Source organism: Sinorhizobium sp. Y406 (assembly GCF_058732025.1).
Map to the genome: position 1 here is coordinate 3,432,542 of NZ_CM178974.1, position 19,553 is coordinate 3,452,094.

General features: G+C 64.4%; 19 protein-coding genes. 10 read left to right on the forward strand and 9 right to left on the reverse strand.

Features of this window, described 5'->3' with window-relative positions; translation table 11 throughout:
* Window positions 1-20: 20 nt before the first annotated feature.
* Window positions 21-905 (reverse strand): DMT family transporter, encoded by an 885-nt coding sequence (locus AC4P1R_RS16110; protein WP_069459918.1) that lies wholly within the window; start codon window positions 903-905, stop codon window positions 21-23.
* 749 nt (window positions 906-1,654) lie between these two features.
* Between AC4P1R_RS16110 and AC4P1R_RS16115 the strand changes: the two genes are divergently transcribed.
* The 3 genes from AC4P1R_RS16115 to dnaJ all read left to right on the forward strand — a co-directional run bounded on the left by AC4P1R_RS16115 (window position 1,655) and on the right by dnaJ (window position 7,478).
* On the forward strand, window positions 1,655-3,874 hold the full coding sequence (locus tag AC4P1R_RS16115; protein WP_492177196.1) for a transglycosylase domain-containing protein: 2,220 nt from the start codon (window positions 1,655-1,657) through the stop codon (window positions 3,872-3,874).
* A 252-nt stretch (window positions 3,875-4,126) separates the two neighbouring features.
* Window positions 4,127-6,052, forward strand: coding sequence for a molecular chaperone DnaK (gene dnaK, locus AC4P1R_RS16120; protein WP_069459917.1), 1,926 nt, complete (start codon window positions 4,127-4,129; stop codon window positions 6,050-6,052).
* Window positions 6,053-6,350: 298 nt separating this feature from the next.
* Entirely contained in the window at window positions 6,351-7,478 is a 1,128-nt protein-coding gene (dnaJ, locus tag AC4P1R_RS16125) for a molecular chaperone DnaJ (protein WP_069459916.1), read from the forward strand.
* A gap of 52 nt (window positions 7,479-7,530) precedes the next feature.
* On the opposite strand, the gene AC4P1R_RS16130 is transcribed toward dnaJ, so the two are convergent.
* Together AC4P1R_RS16130 and AC4P1R_RS16135 are read right to left on the reverse strand one after the other, a co-directional pair.
* On the reverse strand, window positions 7,531-8,430 hold the full coding sequence (locus AC4P1R_RS16130; RefSeq protein WP_492177197.1) for a DUF2182 domain-containing protein: 900 nt from the start codon (window positions 8,428-8,430) through the stop codon (window positions 7,531-7,533).
* A gap of 4 nt (window positions 8,431-8,434) precedes the next feature.
* On the reverse strand, window positions 8,435-9,070 hold the full coding sequence (locus tag AC4P1R_RS16135) for a DUF1326 domain-containing protein (protein WP_069459914.1): 636 nt from the start codon (window positions 9,068-9,070) through the stop codon (window positions 8,435-8,437).
* A 209-nt stretch (window positions 9,071-9,279) separates the two neighbouring features.
* Between AC4P1R_RS16135 and recF the strand changes: the two genes are divergently transcribed.
* The 3 genes from recF to AC4P1R_RS16150 are packed head-to-tail and all read left to right on the forward strand — an operon-like array spanning window position 9,280 to window position 11,695.
* Window positions 9,280-10,404 carry a DNA replication/repair protein RecF gene (gene recF / locus AC4P1R_RS16140; RefSeq protein ID WP_492177198.1) on the forward strand — a complete coding sequence of 375 codons (1,125 nt, stop codon included), beginning with the start codon at window positions 9,280-9,282 and terminating at the stop codon, window positions 10,402-10,404.
* 50 nt (window positions 10,405-10,454) lie between these two features.
* Window positions 10,455-11,216, forward strand: coding sequence for a molybdopterin-synthase adenylyltransferase MoeB (locus tag AC4P1R_RS16145; protein WP_151611857.1), 762 nt, complete (start codon window positions 10,455-10,457; stop codon window positions 11,214-11,216).
* A complete protein-coding gene (locus AC4P1R_RS16150) occupies window positions 11,216-11,695 on the forward strand; it encodes a GNAT family N-acetyltransferase (RefSeq protein WP_069459912.1) in 480 nt (159 codons plus the stop codon). The genes AC4P1R_RS16145 and AC4P1R_RS16150 overlap by 1 nt, the downstream gene beginning before the upstream one ends.
* A 1-nt stretch (window position 11,696) precedes the next feature.
* Here AC4P1R_RS16150 and AC4P1R_RS16155 read toward each other — a convergent pair whose 3' ends face one another.
* A complete protein-coding gene (locus tag AC4P1R_RS16155; protein WP_069459911.1) occupies window positions 11,697-12,701 on the reverse strand; it encodes a 2-hydroxyacid dehydrogenase in 1,005 nt (334 codons plus the stop codon).
* 228 nt (window positions 12,702-12,929) lie between these two features.
* Here AC4P1R_RS16155 and AC4P1R_RS16160 point away from each other — a divergent pair, with 228 nt between their 5' ends.
* The gene (locus AC4P1R_RS16160) at window positions 12,930-13,478 is read left to right on the forward strand and encodes an SH3 domain-containing protein (RefSeq protein ID WP_083265386.1); all 549 of its coding nucleotides are present in this window, start codon (window positions 12,930-12,932) and stop codon (window positions 13,476-13,478) included.
* 14 nt (window positions 13,479-13,492) lie between these two features.
* Here the strand turns inward: AC4P1R_RS16160 and AC4P1R_RS16165 are convergent, their stop codons facing one another.
* Window positions 13,493-14,485 carry an adenosine kinase gene (locus AC4P1R_RS16165; RefSeq protein WP_492177199.1) on the reverse strand — a complete coding sequence of 331 codons (993 nt, stop codon included), beginning with the start codon at window positions 14,483-14,485 and terminating at the stop codon, window positions 13,493-13,495.
* 89 nt (window positions 14,486-14,574) lie between these two features.
* A complete protein-coding gene (locus tag AC4P1R_RS16170) occupies window positions 14,575-15,000 on the reverse strand; it encodes a VOC family protein (protein ID WP_069459909.1) in 426 nt (141 codons plus the stop codon).
* A 66-nt stretch (window positions 15,001-15,066) separates the two neighbouring features.
* Between AC4P1R_RS16170 and AC4P1R_RS16175 the strand changes: the two genes are divergently transcribed.
* Complete coding sequence (locus AC4P1R_RS16175) at window positions 15,067-15,660, forward strand: TetR/AcrR family transcriptional regulator (RefSeq protein WP_069459908.1); 594 nt, start codon at window positions 15,067-15,069, stop codon at window positions 15,658-15,660.
* 21 nt (window positions 15,661-15,681) lie between these two features.
* Here the strand turns inward: AC4P1R_RS16175 and nth are convergent, their stop codons facing one another.
* Window positions 15,682-16,449, reverse strand: coding sequence for an endonuclease III (gene nth, locus AC4P1R_RS16180; RefSeq protein WP_069459907.1), 768 nt, complete (start codon window positions 16,447-16,449; stop codon window positions 15,682-15,684).
* Window positions 16,450-16,471: 22 nt separating this feature from the next.
* On the opposite strand from nth, the gene AC4P1R_RS16185 reads away from it, so the two are divergent.
* Window positions 16,472-16,984 carry a DUF2244 domain-containing protein gene (locus AC4P1R_RS16185; protein WP_069459906.1) on the forward strand — a complete coding sequence of 171 codons (513 nt, stop codon included), beginning with the start codon at window positions 16,472-16,474 and terminating at the stop codon, window positions 16,982-16,984.
* Window positions 16,985-17,137: 153 nt separating this feature from the next.
* Window positions 17,138-18,010, forward strand: a complete 873-nt coding sequence (locus AC4P1R_RS16190; protein WP_492177200.1) for a methylated-DNA--[protein]-cysteine S-methyltransferase — start codon at window positions 17,138-17,140, stop codon at window positions 18,008-18,010.
* A gap of 53 nt (window positions 18,011-18,063) precedes the next feature.
* Here the strand turns inward: AC4P1R_RS16190 and AC4P1R_RS16195 are convergent, their stop codons facing one another.
* Together AC4P1R_RS16195 and dapB are read right to left on the reverse strand one after the other, a co-directional pair.
* Window positions 18,064-18,699, reverse strand: coding sequence for a 2,3-bisphosphoglycerate-dependent phosphoglycerate mutase (locus AC4P1R_RS16195; protein ID WP_492177201.1), 636 nt, complete (start codon window positions 18,697-18,699; stop codon window positions 18,064-18,066).
* Between the two features lie 29 nt (window positions 18,700-18,728).
* Entirely contained in the window at window positions 18,729-19,547 is an 819-nt protein-coding gene (gene dapB / locus AC4P1R_RS16200; RefSeq protein WP_069459903.1) for a 4-hydroxy-tetrahydrodipicolinate reductase, read from the reverse strand.
* Between the last annotated feature and the right edge of the window lie 6 nt (window positions 19,548-19,553).

Sequence of the window (19,553 nt, forward strand, 5' to 3'; positions counted from 1 at the left end):
GAGCGAGCGCCCCTTGTCCGTCATCGCGACAGGCCGGCCTTGCGCCTTGCGACGACGCGTTCGCGCCAGACGGTGAAGATGCCGGCGGCCACCACCATAGCCGAACCGGCGATCATGTTCGTGGTCAATGTCTCGCCGAAGATGGTGACGCCCATGATCGAGGCGAAGACGAGCTGCAGATAGGTAAGCGGCTGGACCGCGACCGCGTCCAGCATGTCATAGGCGCGAATGAGGAAATAGTGGCTGACACTGCCGGTGATGCAAAGCAACAGCATCCAGCCCCAGTCGAAAGGTGCAAGATTCGTCCAAAAGAAGGGGCCGACCAGGCTGATCGAAACGGCGCCGACGACACCCGTATAGAAGAAGCTGGTCATCGCCGGGTCGTCGCGGCTGACGAGCCGTGTCGCGATCACATAGATCGCAAACATCAGCGCCCCGGTCAGCGGCAGCAAAAACTCCATGTCGAATGCGTTCCCGCCGGGCTTCAGGATCAGAAGCACGCCGAGAAGTCCGGCCCCGATCGCGGTCCAGCGCCGCCAGCCGACGCGCTCGCCGAGCAGGGGCATGGACAGGAGCGCGACGAAGATCGGGGTGGCCGCCAGGATCGCCTGCGACAGCGCAAGCCCGACGACGGTGAAGGAGGTGATGATGACGACGATCTGCGCCGGCAGGAGCATGCCGCGCATCACTTGCAACGCCGGCCTCTTCGTCACCGCCGTCACAGCAAGCCCGCCCGGCGCCCGCGCTGCAAGGAAGACCGCGAAGGCGGCAAAGACCCAATAGCGGATCATCGCCACGAAAACCGGCGGGTAGATGGCGCCGAGATGTTTGGAGATGCCGTCCTGAATCGAGAAGATGACGATTGCAGAAAGCGCGAAGACGTAGCCGTTTGCCTTGGGTTTCATGCCGTTGCCGATACACGCGCCTACTGCATTTCTCTTCAAAGTGCTACCGTGATCTTTGCGCGTCTGACAAGACGCGCGCCGCTGTAGCGGCCGTGGCCAATGCCCGGGGCCGAGAGAAATAAAAAGACCCCGAGCCGGGAGGAGGTGGCGTCGGGGTCTTTAATCTAGGCCGGCTCTTGGGAGGAGGAGTGAACCGACCGACACCGAGCGCCGCGGGAGGAGGTGCAGCGCTTCGATGAGGAGGAATATAAATCATTCCGCCTGACGTAACAGTGTCGATGTTGCATTGCAGCATTGCATGGGACGCACATCGGAACCTCCTATCAACTCCGGCAGGCCCGACTGGTTCCACCGATTCGATCCGTGCCTGCGGGCGGCGTCTTGGGGATTGCGTTTCGGGAGGAGCAGCCGCAACGCCTTGAACCCTCGGCATTTTTCCCTATCCCGCTTCTTAACGCCCCCTTAAATTGCCGCATTTAGAGTTCAACGCATCGGCGCGGTCGGACCTGCTGGCGACCTCGGTCCAGGACGCGCAGCGCCGTAGAGCCTCGCGTGACACCGGCAATCGCTACGGCGCCGCGCGTCTTTTCAGACGCGCAATAGGGCTAGGGAGATTGGTGAAGCGGGCCGACGATCGGAGCGGGATCAGGAACAATAGCGGGATTTCCGCCCTGTCCGGCGCCGACCTATCAGAATCGATCGCGTTTTGATTGACCATCATCGTGATCCAGGGGACATATCCTTCCGGCATGGCGAGCAGAAAATCAGGACAGCGGATCGAACCTTCCTTTGGCGACGATGAGGACGACGGCCTGCGCGTCGACGCGACCGACCGCGTGAGCGGCGGGGGTCGAGTGGCGAATCGCGCCCGGAGTGCATCGAAGAAGCGGCGCGAACCTGGCGGCGGGCGCCGCCGGGGCGGCTCCGGCGGGGGTTTCTTCGGCCTTGCGCGCCGCCTCTTCTACTGGTGCATCGTGCTCGGCATCTGGGGTGCGATCGGTGTCGGCGGGCTCGTCCTCTATTATGGCGCGCGCATGCCGAGCGCGACGACCTGGACGATCCCGGACCGGCCGCCGAACGTCAAGATCCTCGCGGTCGCCGGCGACATCATCGCCAATCGCGGCGCGACCGGCGGCGAGGCGCTCGCGCTCGAGGAGATGTCGCCCTACATCCCGCAGGCGGTGATCGCCATCGAGGATCGCCGCTTCTACTGGCATTTCGGCGTCGACCCGCTGGGGCTCGCGCGCGCCATGCTGACAAATCTTACGAGCGGCCGCATGGTCCAGGGCGGCTCGACGTTGACGCAGCAGCTCGCCAAAAACCTGTTCCTTTCGCCCGAGCGTACGCTCGAACGCAAGGTGCAGGAGGTTCTGCTCGCGCTCTGGCTCGAGCACAAATACACGAAGGACCAGATCCTGACGATGTATCTGAACCGCGTCTTCTTCGGCTCCAACGCCTATGGTGTCGAGGCTGCGGCGCGGCGCTATTTCAACAAGTCGGCGCGCGACGTCAATCTCGGCGAGGCGGCGATGCTTGCCGGCCTCTTGAAGGCGCCTTCGCGCCTCTCGCCCGCGCGCGACCCGGAAGCAGCCGAGGAGCGCGCTCAGGTGGTGCTCGGCGCAATGCGCGAGGAAGGCTACATCACCGACGCCGAGATCAAGACGGCGATGTCGCAAACGCCGACGCGGGCGAAAAGCTTCTGGTCGGGAGCGCAGTATTACGTCGCCGACATGGTGATGGACCAGCTTCCCGGCATGATCGGCGAGATCAATCAGGACCTGATCGTCGACACCACCATCGACCTGGCGCTGGAAAAAAAGGCCGAGGAGGTCATCGCCGCCACGCTCGACGAGGAGGGTGGCAAGCTCAATGCCGCCCAGGCAGCCCTCGTCTCGATCGACGGCACCGGCGCCATCCGGGCGCTCGTCGGCGGCAGGGACTATGCCGAAAGCCAGTTCGACCGCGCCTCCAAGGCGAAGCGCCAACCGGGTTCCGCCTTCAAGCCCTTCGTCTATGCGGCCGCGCTCGAAATCGGCCGCACGCCGATGTCGGTCCGCAACGATGCGCCGGTCCGGATCGGCAACTGGACGCCGGAGAACTATGACCAGAAATATCGCGGCGAGGTGACGCTCGCCGATGCGCTGGCCAATTCGCTGAACACGATCGCCGCCCAGCTGGTCATGGAGGTCGGGCCGCAGAACGTGGTCAAGCTCGCGCATCGGCTCGGGATCGATTCCGAGATGCAGGCGAACGCCTCGATCGCGCTCGGAACGTCGGAGGTGAGCCTCGTCGAGCTTACCTCGGCCTATGCGCCCTTCATGAATGGCGGCTTCAAGGCGACGCCGCATGTCATCCGCCGCATTTCCACCGCGGACGGAACCGTGCTCTACGAAAACACCTACGACAATCCGCCGCGCGTGCTCGATCCGGCGATCGTCAGCGAGATGAACCAGATGATGGTGCGCGTGCTGACGAACGGCACCGGCAAGAGGGCCCGCCTCCCGGACTGGGAGGCGGCGGGCAAGACCGGCACGACGCAGTCCTTCCGCGACGCGCTGTTCGTGGGCTACACCTCCAACCTGACAACCGGCGTCTGGTTCGGCAATGATGACGGCAAGTCGATGAAGAAGGTGACCGGCGGCGGCTTGCCGGCCAAAGCCTGGCACGATTTCATGGTCGCTGCCCATAGGGGCCTGTCGCCTTCGCCGCTCTTCGGCACGACCGGTGTGCAGCCGGTTTTCGATCAGGGCGGCGCTGTTGCCGGCGCACTTGCGAATGGCGATGGCTTTGTCGGGGGCGACGCCGAGGCTTTCCCCGAACCTCCGCCCGTCGACGGTGCGCTCGCGGTCGATCAGACGCGCCCGGCGGGAGAGCCGGCCGGCAGCGATCCGATGCCACCGGCCGGCGTCGGCGAGGCGACGGGAACGACCCGCCGCACGACGCTGTTCGAGCTTTTGACCGGCGGCTGACGGGGCTTCCGCCCCGAACTGCGGTGCGGGCGGCGAATCCCCTTTGCGGACGGGCTTTGCCGATGTGCAAAAAGCGGCTTGTATTTGCCGCTGCTCAAGCCGCAGAATGCCTTGCAGTCCGATACGCCGGTCCTTATATACGCCGCATCGACGCAGCCCGTCGCTGCGTTCCAATTGAAGACCATCCCGCTAGGGGCTGTCCCATGAATGCCTGACCGGGGTTCCGACAGTCCGCTGTAAGGAGAGAACGACATGGCTAAAGTTATTGGTATCGACCTCGGAACGACGAACTCCTGCGTCGCCGTCATGGACGGAAAGGACGCGAAGGTGATCGAAAACGCCGAGGGCGCGCGCACGACCCCCTCGATGGTGGCCTTCACGGACGACGGCGAACGCCTCGTCGGCCAGCCGGCCAAGCGCCAGGCGGTCACCAATCCGGAAAATACCCTTTTTGCGATCAAGCGCCTCATCGGCCGCACTTTCGCGGACCCGACGACGCAGAAGGACAAGGGGATGGTCCCCTACAAGATCATCAAGGCCGACAATGGCGACGCCTGGGTGGAGGCGCACGGCAAGACCTACTCGCCGTCGCAGATCTCCGCGATGATCCTTCAGAAGATGAAGGAGACCGCCGAATCCTATCTCGGTGAAAAGGTCGAGAAGGCCGTCATCACCGTCCCCGCCTACTTCAACGACGCCCAGCGCCAGGCCACCAAGGACGCCGGCAAGATCGCCGGTCTCGAAGTGCTGCGCATCATCAACGAGCCGACTGCGGCCGCGCTCGCCTACGGCCTCGACAAGAAGGAAGGCAAGACAATCGCCGTCTACGACCTGGGCGGCGGCACCTTCGATATCTCGGTGCTCGAAATCGGCGACGGCGTCTTCGAGGTGAAGTCCACCAACGGCGACACCTTCCTCGGCGGTGAAGACTTCGACATGCGTCTCGTCGAGTACCTCGCGGCCGAGTTCAAGAAGGAGCAGGGCATCGACCTCAAGAACGACAAGCTCGCGCTGCAGCGCCTGAAAGAGGCAGCCGAAAAGGCGAAGATCGAGCTGTCGTCCTCGCAGCAGACCGAAATCAACCTGCCGTTCATCACGGCCGATGCAAGCGGTCCGAAGCACCTGACGATGAAGCTGTCGCGCGCCAAGTTCGAAAGCCTGGTCGAGGATCTCATCCAGAAGACGATTGCCCCCTGCAAGGCGGCGCTGAAGGATGCCGGCGTCTCGGCTGCCGAAATCGACGAAGTCGTTCTCGTCGGCGGCATGACCCGCATGCCGAAGGTCCAGGAAACCGTGAAGCAGCTGTTCGGCAAGGAGCCGCACAAGGGCGTCAACCCGGATGAGGTGGTCGCGATGGGCGCCGCCATCCAGGCCGGCGTTCTGCAGGGCGACGTCAAGGACGTGCTGCTGCTCGACGTGACCCCGCTGTCGCTCGGCATCGAAACGCTCGGCGGCGTCTTCACCCGTCTGATCGAGCGCAACACGACGATCCCGACGAAGAAGAGCCAGGTCTTCTCGACGGCCGACGACAACCAGTCCGCCGTGACCATCCGCGTCTCGCAGGGCGAGCGTGAAATGGCGGCCGACAACAAGCTGCTCGGCCAGTTCGATCTCGTCGGCATTCCGCCGGCGCCGCGCGGTGTGCCGCAGATCGAGGTGACCTTCGACATCGACGCCAACGGCATCGTCCAGGTATCGGCAAAGGACAAGGGTACGGGCAAGGAACACCAGATCCGCATCCAGGCCTCCGGTGGACTTTCCGATGCCGACATCGAGAAGATGGTGAAGGATGCCGAAGCCAATGCCGAAGCCGACAAGAAGCGCCGCGAAGCGGTCGAGGCCAAGAACCAGGCCGAAAGCCTGATCCACTCCTCGGAGAAGTCGCTGAAGGAATATGGCGACAAGGTGTCGGAAACGGACCGCAAGGCGATCGAAGACGCCATTGCGGCGCTGAAGTCCGCCGTCGAGGTCGCCGAGCCGGACGCCGAGGACATCAAGGCCAAGACCAACACGCTCATGGAAGTTTCCATGAAGCTTGGCCAGGCGATCTATGAAGCGCAGCAGGCCGAAGCCGCCAATGCCGACGCGGCAGCCGACGCCAAGCGCGATGGCGAGGACGTCGTCGACGCCGATTATGAAGAGGTCAAGGACGAGGACGACCGCAAGCGGTCTGCATAACGCCGTCCTGCCGCAACCGAGCCCGGGAGCGATCCCGGGCTTTTCTCTTGCCCGAAGCATCCGAAGCGGTAGACGGGCGCCGATGGCCGACGGGCAGGAGCCGGCTCGAGCGCGCCGGAAGAGTTTGCCAGCGGGTTCGGTGCGGCAGCAAAAGTGAGATATTTCCGATAAAAACCGCTCGGACGCCCGGCTTGGCTATGGTATGGCGCTTTCAGGTTTACTAAATCCTGTGCAAGATATTCGCATCCGTCGGATCCTTCGCGCTGGCAAGCCCTGTGAACAGGACAATCTTTGAAGCATGAAACGTGATCTTTACGAAACGCTTGGCGTGGGAAAGAACGCAGACGAGAAGGAGCTGAAGAGCGCCTTCCGCAAACTGGCGATGAAGTATCATCCGGATCGTAATCCCGGTGACACGGAAGCGGAACGGACCTTCAAGGAAATCAACGAAGCCTATGAGATGTTGAAGGACCCGCAGAAGCGGGCGGCCTACGACCGCTACGGCCATGCGGCCTTCGAGCAGGGTGGCATGGGCAACGGCTTCGCGGGCGGCGGCGCCAGCGGCTTCTCCGACATTTTCGAGGACATCTTCGGCGAGATGATGGGCGGCCGCCAGCGCCGCTCGACGGGCGGGCGCGAGCGCGGAGCGGATCTCCGCTACAACATGGAGATCACGCTCGAGGAGGCCTATACGGGCAAGACGGCGCAGATCCGTGTGCCCACCTCCGTCACTTGCGACGTCTGCACCGGAACGGGCGCCAAGCCCGGCACCAGTCCGAAAACCTGCTCCACCTGCCAGGGCAGCGGCCGCATCCGCGCCGCCCAGGGCTTCTTTTCGATCGAACGCACCTGTCCGAGCTGCGGCGGCCGTGGCCAGACGATCACCGATCCCTGCACAAAGTGTCACGGCCAGGGCCGGGTGATGGAGGAGCGCACGCTCTCGGTCAATATCCCGGCCGGTATCGAGGACGGCACGCGCATTCGCCTTTCCGGCGAGGGCGAGGCCGGGCTTCGCGGCGGTCCGCCGGGCGACCTGTATATTTTCCTTTCGGTGAGGCCGCATGAGTTCTACCAGCGCGACGGCGCCGATCTCTATTGCAGCGTTCCGATCTCGATGACGACGGGGGCGCTCGGCGGCAAGTTCGACGTGACCACGCTCGACGGAACGAAATCCCGGGTGACGGTGCCCGAAGGCACCCAGGCCGGTAAGCAGTTCCGCCTGAAGGGCAAGGGTATGCCGGTGCTGCGCTCCAGCCAGATGGGCGATCTCTATATCCAGATCCAGATCGAGACGCCGCAGAAGCTCACCAAGCGACAGCGAGAACTCCTGCAGGAGTTCGAGCAGATCTCCTCGAAGGAGAACAATCCGCAGTCGGCGGGCTTCTTCTCCCGCATGAAGGATTTCTTCGACACGTTAAGCGAGTGACGGCCAGGACGCGCAAAAGCAGACATCGGGCCGGGCTCGATCTCCGCTTGGGTCAGAGCGTCCCCGGCAGCAATTGCCAGAGGCCTGCCGCAATGAGCACCGCGCCGGCCGCACGGGGAAGAACGCGCCCGGCGCGCACCAGCTTCTCGACGAGAACGAAGCCAGCGATCGCCGCGATCCACAGCACATTCATGATGCCGCCGACGAAAAGCAGAGCCATCAGGGCCCAGCAGCAGCCGACGCAATAAAGTCCATGGCGAAAGCCGAGTGCGACTGCGCCGCGCGGATCGCGGCGAAAGCCCCCATGGGTCTGGATGAAAACGATCGGCGCCTGGCAATGACTGAGGCAGGCGTCCTTGAGCGGGGTCCACTGGTAAAGCCCCACCACCACCAGCACGATGCCGCTGAAGACGCGGCTGGCGCTTGCGAGCGCCGGCGACAGCAGCGTTCCTTCGAGCAGCCATTGTCCGAGCGTTGCGGCGAGCGCGAAGCCCGTCCAGGCGAGCAGGTAGCCGCCCGCAAAAAAGCCGGTTGCGGCGAAGGGCTTCCCCTGGCGCAGGCTGTGCCGCCCCACATGCGCATAGAGAAGGATCATCGGCGTCGCCGAGGGAAGCATCATGCCGACCATCATGACGATCCACATCGTCGCCATGACGCCGGCCTCCACCGCGCTCCACGGCCGCGGCTCGAGGCCGAGAACCGAGGCAAGTCCGCCGGCTTGCTGATCCGTCCCCAGGGACCTGCCGGTTTCCGCCGGCATGTGCATATCCGCGCCCATGCCCATATTCGTGCCCATGCCCATATCTGTTCCGGGCACGGCCATGCCGCCCATATCCATGGTCGCAGCCAGCCACAGGATGTAGATCCAGGAGATCGCCGTCAGCGTGGCGAGCGAGGCGGCGACGATCATCCGGTCGCGCCGCAAGAGGCTCACAAGCGCACCATCAGCCATGGCGTCAGTGGACCACGCCGCTTTCGGTCATGTGGAGCTTCGCGAAATGCGCGTGCGAATCCGAGAGCGAGACGGACACCGGACCCGTCGCCGTTGCCCAGCCGCGCCCCACCTCGCAGGTATCGTATTCGAAGCCGTCCGGTAGCGTGAGGCGGGCGCGATGGGGTGTCCCGGTCACCGGATTGACGATAGGCTCTCCGCGCGCCTCGATCCAGCCCGGAACGTTGACGCGGGCCGTGCGGCCATCCACGTCCATTTCGAACTCGATCGGTGCGAAAACCGGATCGTGGACCTTCTCGAAAGTCGTCGAGAACACTTGGAAGAACGTCGCGCCGGGCTCGGTGTCCTGTCCGCTCATGATCCGCAACAGTGCCCCGCGCTGCTCCTCGGAAGCGCGCTCATCGACGATCGGCACGACCTCGCCGCCGCCCTCATGGATCGCGCCCGGCCAGGCGACGATCATGCCGCATCGCAGGCCATCGAGCCGGGTATCGCCATGGTGCCCCTGCTCGATCTCCACCACGCCGATCGCGCGGCAATTCCCTTGCGTCGGCAGGGCATTGTACTGACAGGGGCAGCCATAGGCGCAATTACAATGAATGAATTCACGGCCCTTGATTGTCCATTTGACGTCAACCATCGTCTCCTCCCGGTTTTCTGCTCTTCTGTTCGTCAAACTCCCTGCGCTTCCGGCACGTTCATTAGGTGGGGAGAATATATCGTCGAACAGCGTTCGTGCCAACTTTGGGTCCGTCCGCGGAAGAACAGGCGGCGCCCGGGCGCGGTCTTTCGCCTTGCCTTGGCTCGCCTTTCGTCCTACCTGACAGGAACGTCGAATCCGGACCCGCAATGCCCCACAAGGTCTACATTACGCGCCTCAAGCTCACTGACTTTCGCAACTACGCTTCGGTGGCGTTTGATCTCGACCCGCGTCATGTGGTGCTGACCGGCGAAAACGGTGCGGGCAAGACAAATCTCATGGAGGCGATCTCCTTCCTGTCACCCGGGCGCGGCCTGCGTCGCGCCGCTTACGCGGATGTGGCGCGCGTCGGCGCCGCGGACGGCTTTTCCGTATATGCCGTGGTCGACGGCATGGCGGGGCCGGTCGAAATCGGCACGGGGACGGCGGGCGGGGAAGAAGGGCAGTCGCGCCGGCTGAGGCTCAACGGCACGCCGGCACGCACGGTCGACGAACTTACCGACCACCTGCGCGTGCTCTGGCTGACGCCGGCCATGGACGGGCTCTTCACCGGCCCGGCCGGCGATCGCCGCCGCTTTCTCGACCGGCTGGTGCTTTCGCTCGATCCCGAACACGGGCGGCGGGCGAGCGAGTTCGACCGCGCCATGCGCAGCCGCAACCGCCTGCTTTCGGAGTTCCGGCCGGATCCTTCCTGGCTTTCGGCGATCGAGCGCGAAATGGCGGGGCTCGGCGTATCGATGGCGCGCGCGCGGCTGGAAATGCTGGGCCTGCTCGCGGGTCTTGTCGAGCGCAACCGGGCGAACGGCTCCTTCCCCACTGCCCGCCTTTCGCTTTCCGGGTTCCTCGACGATTGCCACGACCTGCCGGCCTATGACGTCGAGCAGCGCTATCTCGCCATGCTGCAGGAAGGCCGCCCCCGTGACGCCGCCGCGGGCCGCACGCTCGACGGCCCGCACCGCAGCGATCTGCTGATCCGCCACCACGAAAAGGACATGGAGGCGGAACGCTGTTCGACCGGCGAGCAGAAGGCGCTCCTGATCGGACTGGTGCTTGCCCATGCGCGCCTCGTCGGCGAGATGACCGGCCATGCACCGGTCCTGCTTCTCGACGAGATCGCCGCCCATCTCGACCGCAGGCGGCGTGCGGCCCTTTTCGATCGCGTCGATGAACTCGGCGGACAGGCCTTCATGACCGGCACGGATCGGGCGATGTTCGAGGCGCTCGGCGAGCGGGGGCGCTACCTGACAGTTGCAAACGGCCGCATTTCGGAGTGACATCGGCACTGCCGAAGTCCGCTTCGGCGAATATCCAGACGGAGAAGGAAATGACCGCAGCAGCCCTCGATCCCTCCGAAATCGCCCGCTATGCGCGTCATATCGTTCTGGCCGAGATCGGCGGCGCAGGCCAGCAGAAGCTGAAGGCCGCGCGCGTGCTCGTCGTCGGCGCCGGCGGGCTCGGCGCGCCCGTCCTGCAATATCTTGCCGCCGCCGGCGTCGGAACGCTGGGTGTCGTCGACGATGATCGGGTGTCGCTGTCGAACCTGCAGCGGCAGGTCATCCACGGCACGAGCGATATCGACCGGCCAAAAGTCGAGAGCGCCGCGGACCGGATCGCCGACCTCAACCCGCATGTGAGGGTCGTGCCGCATGCGCTTAGGCTTCAGCGCGACAATGCCGAAGCGATCTTCCGCCAATACGACCTCGTCGTCGACGGCTCCGACAATTTCGAAACGCGCTATCTCGCGGCGGACGTGGCGGAAGCAGCCCGCGTGCCGCTCGTCACCGGCGCCGTCGGCCGTTTCGACGGCTCCGTCACCGTGCTGAAGCCCTATGAAATCGACGCTGGCGGAAATCCCCTCCCGTCCTACCGCGATCTCTTCCCGACCAAGCCGCCGGCCGGAGTTGTGCCGGCCTGCGCCGAAGCCGGCATCGTCGGCGCGCTCACCGGCGTCATCGGCACGCTTCAAGCGATGGAAGCCATCAAGCTCGTCACGGGCATCGGCGTGCCGCTGGTTGGCCGGCTGTTGCTCTACGATGCGATGGCCGCCGAGTTCAATACGATCCGCTACCGGCGCGGCAAAGCTTGATGGACACGATTCGATTAGATCCGGGCTTCGATCGCCACGACGAACTGCTCGCGCTGATTCTCGCCGCCTTTGCCTATATGGATGGACGGATCGATCCACCCTCCTCTGCCCACGCCTTGACGGTGGACTCGCTGCGCCGGAAGACGAGCGATGAGATCGCGTTCGGTGCGATCGCGGGCGGCGAGCTGCGCGGCTGCGTCTTCCTGAAGCCCGAGCCGAATTGCCTCTATGTTGGCAAACTCGCGGTTGCGCCTGCCTCCCAGGGAAAGGGGATCGGCCGGCATCTGATCGGCATTGCGGAGGAAAAGGCCCGCAGCCTTTCACTCCCGGCGCTGAGGCTTCAGACCCGCATCGAACTCACGGAGAACCATAAGATCTTCGCGGCCTGGGGCTTCGTCGAAGCGGGCCGCTCTTCCCATCCCGGTTTCGCGGGACCGACCTCGATCGAGATGAGGAAGGTGATCGGGCCGGCGCTTTAGTCTAATCCCGCCCCGGCAAGACGCGGTCCGGCGGCCGGTGGCCGTCGAAGAAGGTGCGGATGTTGATCACGACTTTTTCGCCCATGTCGACGCGCCCCTCGAGCGTGGCCGAGCTCATATGCGGCAGGAGCACGACCTTGCCTTCTCCGGCGAGCTTGATCAGCTTGGGATTGACGGCCGGCTCGTTCTCGAAGACGTCGAGGCCGGCGCCGGCGATCTTGCCCTCGCGCAGGCACTTGATCAGCGCCGTCTCGTCGATAACGTCGCCACGCGCCGTGTTGACGATGTAGCTGTCCGGACGCATCAGCGCCAGCCGCCGGGCTGACAGGAGATGATACGTCGCCGGCGTCGAGGGGCAGTTGACCGAGACGATGTCGACCCGCGCGAGCATCTGGTCGAGGCTGTCCCAATAGGTCGCCTCGAGCATTTCCTCGGTTTCCGGGCTGACGCGATGGCGGTTGTGATAGTGGATGGACAGGCCGAACGCCCTGGCGCGGCGGGCGACCGCAGTACCGATCCGCCCCATGCCGAGAATGCCGATGCGCTTGCCGGCAATGCGCCGGCCGAGCATCCATGTCGGCGACCAGCCCGCCCATTCGCCCTTGCGGTCCGTCAGGATGCGCGCACCCTCGGCGAGCCGGCGCGGCACAGCCAGGATGAGTGCCATCACCATGTCGGCCGTATCCTCCGTCAGCACGTTGGGCGTATTGGTGACGGTGATGCCCTTGCGGGCGGCCGCATCGACATCGATGTTGTCGACGCCGTTGGAAAAGGCGGCGATCAGCTTGAGCTGCGGCCCCGCCTGCTCGATCAGGGCCGCGTCGATCCTGTCCGTCACCGTCGGTACCAGCACGTCGACCCGCTTGACCGCGGAGACGAGCTCCGGCTGGCTGCGCGGCGAGTCGTCGATGTTCAGCTCCGCGTCGAACAATTCGCGCATCCGGGTTTCGACGACGTCCGGCAGTTTCCGGGTGATGTAGACGGTTGGCTTCTTCTTGCTTGTCATGCGCGCGAGCGGCCCCTCGTTGACGGGTCCTTAACCAAGTTGGGCGATAGTTTCTCCCTATAGCCGCAGTTTCTACCAGACCCGGTGGGGAAGACAATTAAAAGTCGCTGCCCAGATACCGGATTTGCGACGCGTGCCCGGCCCGGCGCGCGAGATTGCGGCCGAGTCGGTTCGAAACGACCCGCGCCCATTGCGGTGGATCGATAAAGCTTCGCTTACGAACGGAAGATGAGCTTCGTCATGCGTCATGTCATTTTCAACGCCTCTGCCCTGCTATTGGCCATGTTCCTCGGAACGGCCCTGACGTCCGTCGCCCATGCCCAGGCGGCCAAGGGGCCGAGCGGACTGCCGCTCCCCCGCTTCGTCAGCCTGAAGGCGAGAAGCGTCAATCTCAGAATAGGCCCAAGCCTCGATTATGCGGTAGCGTTCCGCTATCTCAAGTCCGGCGTTCCGGTGGAGATCATCCAGGAATACGACAATTGGCGCCGTGTCCGCGATGCCGACGGGACGGAGGGCTGGGTCAACCAGGCGCTGCTTTCCGGCGACCGCACCGCCCTTGCCGCGCCATGGATGCGCGGCAAGGGCGAGGGCGTCTTCGTCAATCTAAGGCGCGATCCGCAGGGTACGGCGCCGATCGTCGCCCGTATGGAGCCGGGCGTGCAACTGCGCATCGGTGAATGCAACGGCGACTGGTGCCATGCCGAAACGCAAGGGGTGGAGGGCTGGATCGCGCAGAGCGAGATCTGGGGCGCGTACCCGGGCGAGGCCTTCAAATAGGCCTCGGCCTCGCCTCAGAGGAGCACGGCTTCCCTGGCTGCATCGGCGAGCGACACCATCGGCCGCGGCCCGATCTGGCCTATGACGATGCCCGCCGCCAGATTGCCGAGGCGGCTGCAGTCTTCGAGCGAGCGGCCGCTCGTATAGCCGTGGAGGAAGCCGGCGGCATAGAGGTCGCCGGCGCCGGTGGTATCGACCACATTCCGGACTGCGCTTGCCCCCACCCGCACGCATTCGTTGCCGCGGATGACGACAGAGCCTTCCTCGCTCAGCGTCACGGCGGCGACCTTGCAGTCCTTGGCGAGCTTCGCCAGTGCCAGGTCGAAATTCTCCGTTTCGTAAAGCGCCAGCGCTTCCTGCCGATTGGCGAAGACGATGTCGACGGTGCCCGAGCGCATCAGATCGAGGAACTCGTCGCGGTAACGGTGCACGCAGAAACTGTCGGACAGTGTCATCGCCGTTTCGCGGCCATGCGCATGGGCAATGCGCGCCGCCTCGCGGATCGCATCCTTGGCGCGCGGCGGATCCCAGAGGTACCCTTCGAAATAGGTCAGCCTGGATTCGGCGACCACATCGGCCTCGACATCCTCTGGACCAAGCTCGACGCAGGCGCCGAGATAGGTGTTCATCGAGCGTTCGCCGTCCTCGGTCACGAAGATCATCGAACGCGCGGTCGGCGGCACGGCTTCGAGCGGCTTCGTCTGGAAATGCACGCCCTGGGCGCGGATGTCATGGGTGAAGATCTGGCCGAGCTGGTCGTCGGCGATCTTGCCGAAATAGGCGGCACGCCCTCCGAGGCTGGCGACACCCGCCGCCGTATTGCCGGCGCTGCCGCCCGAGGCTTCGACCGCCGGGCCCATGCGTGAATAGAGCAGTTCCGCCCGCTCCGCGTCGATGAGGTTCATCGCGCCCTTGATGATGCCGTTCTCCACGAGGAAGTTGTCGTCGCAGCGCGCAATGATATCGACGATGGCATTGCCGATCGTCAGAACATCGAATCTTGTCATGAGCCCCCGTCCGGTTTCCTGAATGGCCGGTAATCGTTAATACCGGTTTTCCGGGCATTTGGAAGCCGAAACGAGCAAAAGGGGCATAATCACTTCGGCAGTGCCGTCGGCTCGTACAGTGCAGCGAATTCGCCGCTTGGCGGGATCGGCTTGATGATGTCGATCATCACGCCGTTCGGATCGGCGGTGATGAAGTGACGCTGGCCGAACGCCTCGTCGCAGATCGGCTTCAGGATCGGAAGGCCGGCCGCCTGCGCATCTGCATATAGCCGGTCCGGATCGTCGACCTCGAAATTCAGAAGCAGGCCGCTCGCAGGCGCCCTATGCGTTTCCGGCACGGTGGCGTGGCGGTAGTCGAGGATTGCGAGCGTCACATGCTCGTCCTCCGTCGATTGGAGATGCACATACCAGTCGCTCTTGAAGAGAGCCTGGAAGCGGAAATGGCCGATGTAGAAGTCGGACGTGCTCTGCACGTCGGCGGTCATGATCACGGGATAATAGCTCGTCGATTTCATGCTTTTCCTCGCCTCTCCAATAACATACAATCTGCATGTATCATTATTAACATACAGGCTGAATGTATGCAAAGGAAAAGGCTCCGGAACACCAACCGGGAACGATCGGACAAAACGCGCACGGCCCTAATCGATGCCGCCCGCGAACTCTTCGTCGCAAAGGGTTATGCTGAAACGGCGACCCCGGAGGTCGTCGCTGCCGCAGGGCTGACGCGCGGTGCGCTCTACCATCATTTCGAAGACAAGAAGGCGCTGTTTCGGGCCGTGGTCGAAAAGGAGGCAGACAAGGTCGCCGCAACGATCGAAGAATTGGCTGGTGCGGGCCTCGCGCCACGGGAGACGCTCCTTGCGGGCGCCGCCGCCTATTTCGACGCCATGGCCGTTCCCGGCAGGGTCCGGCTCCTGCTGCTCGACGGACCGGCAGTCCTCGGCGTTACCGAAATGGCGGCGATCGACGCCGCTCATGGCGGACGAACGCTGGAGGAGGGGCTTGCGGCGGCCATGGCTCCGCGTCGTCTCGGCGACAAGGCCATCAAGGCGCTGGCCTTCCTGCTCTCGGCCGCTTTCGACCGGGCTGCGCTCGAGATCGATGCCGGCGCCGCGCGGGCGGACTATGCCTATGCGATCGACCGGCTGATCGATCGCCTGATCGCACCGTGAAGACCGCGATTGCGCCGCCGGTCAGCCGGCGACGGGAAGGATCTGCGGCGGCAGTTCCACGAGCGGGGCCGGGATATCGCAGCTCTTCTCGGGCGATTTGCAGAGGTCGGCGATGACGCAGCGTTCGCATTCCGGCCGGCGCGCCTTGCAGACATAGCGGCCGTGCAGGATCAGCCAGTGATGCGCGTGATAGAGATATTTTTCAGGGATCACGCGCAGCAGCTGCGCCTCGACCTCGTCCGGTGTCTTGCCGGGCGCCAGAAGTATGCGGTTGGCAATGCGAAAAATGTGCGTGTCGACGGCGATCGCCGCCTGACCGAAGGCCATCTGCAAGACGACGTTGGCGGTTTTGCGCCCGACCCCCGGCAGGGTGATCAGTTCCTCGCGCGTACGCGGGACTTCGCCGCCGAAGTCGCTAATCAGCTTTTTGCAGAGCGCAATGACGTTCTTCGCCTTATTGCGGTAGAGCCCGATCGTCTTGATGTAATCGCGCAGTCTCTCTTCGCCGAGCGCCAGCATTTTCTCCGGCGTGTCGGCAACGGCGAAGAGCGGGCGGGTCGCCCTGTTGACGCCGACGTCCGTTGCCTGGGCCGAAAGCGCGACGGCGACCAGCAGCGTGAAAGCATTGACATGCTCGAGCTCGCCCTTGGGATCCGGCCGCTGCACCGAGAAGCGGCGAAAGATTTCCTCGACTTCCGCCGTGCTGTAGGCGCTGCGCTTGCGTCCGGCGCGCCGCGGCGTCGCGGATTTCGACCTCAAGGCTCGCGGCGGTGATTTGACGTTTTTCATGGCGCATCTATAGTCATTGGGTATGACCGAAGGCAACGCCCAGCCACACATCGAGGACCAGCCGATCTTTTCGGCGGAGCTTACGCCGCATCGCTCCCTCGGCTTCAGGGGCTTTAAGATCCTGCTGATGATTGCCGGCGCGATGAGCCTCGTTCATATCGTCGTGTTCCTGGTCATCGGCGCCTGGCCGATCGTCTTCTTCTTCGGCCTGGATTTCTTCCTTCTTTTCGGCGCCTTCTGGCTAAACTACCACACAGCCCGCGCCCGCGAGGAGGTCAGCGTTTCGCGCACTGACGTCTCGGTCAAGAAGTTCGCACCGTCGGGGCGGATGACCGAGCACCGGTTCAACACTTTCTGGGCCCGTTTCATCATCAGGCGGCATCGGGAGATCGGTATCGTTTCGATGAGGATCGGCAGCCGTGGCCGGCAGATCGATATTGGCTCGTTCCTCAATCCCGACGACCGCGAAAGCTTTGCCCTTGCCTTTGCTCAGGCGCTCTCCACGGCCAGGTCGCGCAACTGCATGCGCCGCTGAATCGACTTCGATTTCAGGGCCCACAGTCATTCGATTGAATGAGTGCATTTTGCCTCCGAGGGACCCACGGCGCCATGGGCATTCCACGCGACAGGAATCGGGTGGTTATCCGCTCCCCTGCGTGGTTAGCTGCGGCATGACAGGAGATCAGCCATGAACGTCGCCACATCCATCCCGACGGACATCACCCCCGACGGCACCGACTACGACACGGTCAGGCGTGTGATCGAGATGCTGACGGAGGACTATCGCGAACAGCCATCACTCGAGAGGCTTGCCGGCCGGCTGGGTCAGTCGCCGACGCAATTGCAGAAGGCCTTTACCCGTTGGGCGGGCCTTTCGCCAAAGGCCTTTCTTCAGGCCGTCACGCTCGATCGTGCCAAGCGGCTGCTGCGCGAGGAAGACATGCCGCTCCTGGAGGCGAGTATCGAAGTCGGACTCTCCGGACCGGGACGGCTTCACGATCTCTTCGTCACGCATGAGGCGATGTCGCCCGGCGAATGGAAGGCGCGCGGCGGCGGCTTGACCATTCGCTACGGCTATCACCCGTCGCCGTTCGGAACGGCATTGGTGATGGTGACCGATCGCGGGCTTGCGGGTCTTGCCTTTGCCGATCCCGGCGAGGAGCGCGCAAGCTTCGAGGATATGGCGCGCCGGTGGCCGAATGCGGCCTATATCGAGGACAGCGCGGCGACGACCCGCTATGCCGCTCGCATCTTCGATTCGGATCACTGGTCAGCCGAGGAGCCGCTCCGGATCTTCCTGATCGGCTCGGATTTTCAGGTGAGGGTCTGGCAGGCGCTGTTGAAGGTGCCTTTCGGCAAGGCCACGACCTATTCCCGGATCGCGGACGAGATCGGCCAGCCGTCGGCGTCCCGGGCCGTCGGCGCGGCTGTCGGCCGTAACCCGATCTCCTTCGTCGTGCCCTGCCACCGCGCGCTTGGCAAGGGTGGCGAGCTCACCGGCTACCATTGGGGCCTGACGCGCAAACGCGCGATTCTCGGTTGGGAAGCAGGAAGGGCGTGAGGCGATAAAAGGGGCGCCGCGGCGCCCCTTTCTTGAAAACAGATATATGGCGCTCAATGCGCGCCCAACATGTCGCCGAGCACTTCCTTGGAGGCGACCGTGGAGTCCGACTTCAGCTTGTAGACCATCGGCACGCCGGTCGCGAGGTTGAGGTTCAGGACTTCTTCCTTCGTGAGCCGGTCGAGCACCATGACGAGCGCGCGCAGCGAGTTGCCGTGGGCAGCGACCAGCACCTTCTCGCCGGAAAGCACGCGCGGCAGGATGTCGGTCAGATAGTAGGGCCAAACGCGGGCACCGGTGTCGCGCAGGCTCTCGCCGCCGGGCGGCGGCACGTCATAGGAGCGGCGCCAGATGTGGACCTGCTCCTCGCCCCATTTCTTGCGGGCGTCATCCTTGTTGAGCCCGGAGAGATCGCCGTAGTCGCGCTCGTTGAGCGCCTGGTCGCGGGTCGTTTCCAGCGACGATTGACCGACGGCGTCGAGCACCAGCTGGCAGGTCCGCTGCGCGCGGACGAGGGAGGAGGTGAAGGCGATGTCGAACTTGATGCCGTAGTCCGCGAGCGCCTTGCCGCCCCTCTTCGCCTCTTCGACGCCGAGCTCGGTCAGGTCCGGATCGCGCCAGCCGGTGAACAGGTTCTTCAGGTTCCAGTCGCTCTGGCCGTGCCGGACGAGGACGAGTGTGCCGCTCATTTCGATTTCCTCTTCAAGAGATTGATGGATCAGTTGAGCCCGAGAACGTCGAGCATGGAATAGAAACCGGGCTTTCGGTCGCGAGCCCAGAGCGCCGCCGTGACGGCGCCGCGCGCGAAAATCGCGCGATCCGTGGCGCTGTGCGACAGCGTCACCACCTCGCCCTCGCCGGCGAGCATGACGGAGTGCTCGCCGATGACCGATCCGCCGCGCAGCGTCGCAAAACCGATCGTCCCCTGCGGCCGGGCGCCCGTATGACCGTCGCGCACCCGAACGGAATGGTCCCTGAGGTCGATCCCCCGTCCCTTGGCCGCCGCCTCGCCGAGGAGGAGCGCCGTCCCGGATGGCGCGTCGACCTTGTGCCTGTGGTGCATTTCCAGGATCTCGATGTCCCATTGGGCAGCGGCAAGGGCGCGCGCCGCCGTTTCCGTCAGCACGCCGAGCAGATTGACGCCGAGGCTCATATTGCCGGACTTGACGACGCGGGCGTGGCGGGCGGCGGCGCGGATCTTCATCTCGTCGTCCGCAGAACATCCGGTCGTGCCCACGACATGGACGATTCGCGCCTGGGCGGCAAGGCCCGCAAACTCGACGGTGCCGGCCGGGGCGGTGAAATCAAGCACGCCGTCGGCGTGAAGAAAGGCCTCGAGCGGATCGTCCGTGACCGGAATTCCGATTGCGCCGAGACCGGCAAGCTCGCCGGCGTCGCGGCCGATAAAGGGCGAACCGGGCCGCTCGACCGCCGCCTGCAGCCGCACCCCTTCCATGCCGGCGACGGTCCGGATCAGCGTCTGCCCCATTCGACCACCCGCGCCGACCACCACGAGCTTCATCTCCGTTTCGCTCATCGTCGC

What these genes read in the sequence shown, in the direction of transcription:
- AC4P1R_RS16110 (WP_069459918.1), bottom strand. Translation starts at nt 905, where the DNA reads ATGAAACCCAAGGCAAACGGCTACGTCTTCGCGCTTTCTGCAATCGTC.
- AC4P1R_RS16115 (WP_492177196.1), top strand. Translation starts at nt 1,655, where the DNA reads ATGGCGAGCAGAAAATCAGGACAGCGGATCGAACCTTCCTTTGGCGAC.
- dnaK (WP_069459917.1), top strand. Translation starts at nt 4,127, where the DNA reads ATGGCTAAAGTTATTGGTATCGACCTCGGAACGACGAACTCCTGCGTC.
- dnaJ (WP_069459916.1), top strand. Translation starts at nt 6,351, where the DNA reads ATGAAACGTGATCTTTACGAAACGCTTGGCGTGGGAAAGAACGCAGAC.
- AC4P1R_RS16130 (WP_492177197.1), bottom strand. Translation starts at nt 8,430, where the DNA reads ATGGCTGATGGTGCGCTTGTGAGCCTCTTGCGGCGCGACCGGATGATC.
- AC4P1R_RS16135 (WP_069459914.1), bottom strand. Translation starts at nt 9,070, where the DNA reads ATGGTTGACGTCAAATGGACAATCAAGGGCCGTGAATTCATTCATTGT.
- recF (WP_492177198.1), top strand. Translation starts at nt 9,280, where the DNA reads ATGCCCCACAAGGTCTACATTACGCGCCTCAAGCTCACTGACTTTCGC.
- AC4P1R_RS16145 (WP_151611857.1), top strand. Translation starts at nt 10,455, where the DNA reads ATGACCGCAGCAGCCCTCGATCCCTCCGAAATCGCCCGCTATGCGCGT.
- AC4P1R_RS16150 (WP_069459912.1), top strand. Translation starts at nt 11,216, where the DNA reads ATGGACACGATTCGATTAGATCCGGGCTTCGATCGCCACGACGAACTG.
- AC4P1R_RS16155 (WP_069459911.1), bottom strand. Translation starts at nt 12,701, where the DNA reads ATGACAAGCAAGAAGAAGCCAACCGTCTACATCACCCGGAAACTGCCG.
- AC4P1R_RS16160 (WP_083265386.1), top strand. Translation starts at nt 12,930, where the DNA reads ATGAGCTTCGTCATGCGTCATGTCATTTTCAACGCCTCTGCCCTGCTA.
- AC4P1R_RS16165 (WP_492177199.1), bottom strand. Translation starts at nt 14,485, where the DNA reads ATGACAAGATTCGATGTTCTGACGATCGGCAATGCCATCGTCGATATC.
- AC4P1R_RS16170 (WP_069459909.1), bottom strand. Translation starts at nt 15,000, where the DNA reads ATGAAATCGACGAGCTATTATCCCGTGATCATGACCGCCGACGTGCAG.
- AC4P1R_RS16175 (WP_069459908.1), top strand. Translation starts at nt 15,067, where the DNA reads ATGCAAAGGAAAAGGCTCCGGAACACCAACCGGGAACGATCGGACAAA.
- nth (WP_069459907.1), bottom strand. Translation starts at nt 16,449, where the DNA reads ATGAAAAACGTCAAATCACCGCCGCGAGCCTTGAGGTCGAAATCCGCG.
- AC4P1R_RS16185 (WP_069459906.1), top strand. Translation starts at nt 16,472, where the DNA reads ATGACCGAAGGCAACGCCCAGCCACACATCGAGGACCAGCCGATCTTT.
- AC4P1R_RS16190 (WP_492177200.1), top strand. Translation starts at nt 17,138, where the DNA reads ATGAACGTCGCCACATCCATCCCGACGGACATCACCCCCGACGGCACC.
- AC4P1R_RS16195 (WP_492177201.1), bottom strand. Translation starts at nt 18,699, where the DNA reads ATGAGCGGCACACTCGTCCTCGTCCGGCACGGCCAGAGCGACTGGAAC.
- dapB (WP_069459903.1), bottom strand. Translation starts at nt 19,547, where the DNA reads ATGAGCGAAACGGAGATGAAGCTCGTGGTGGTCGGCGCGGGTGGTCGA.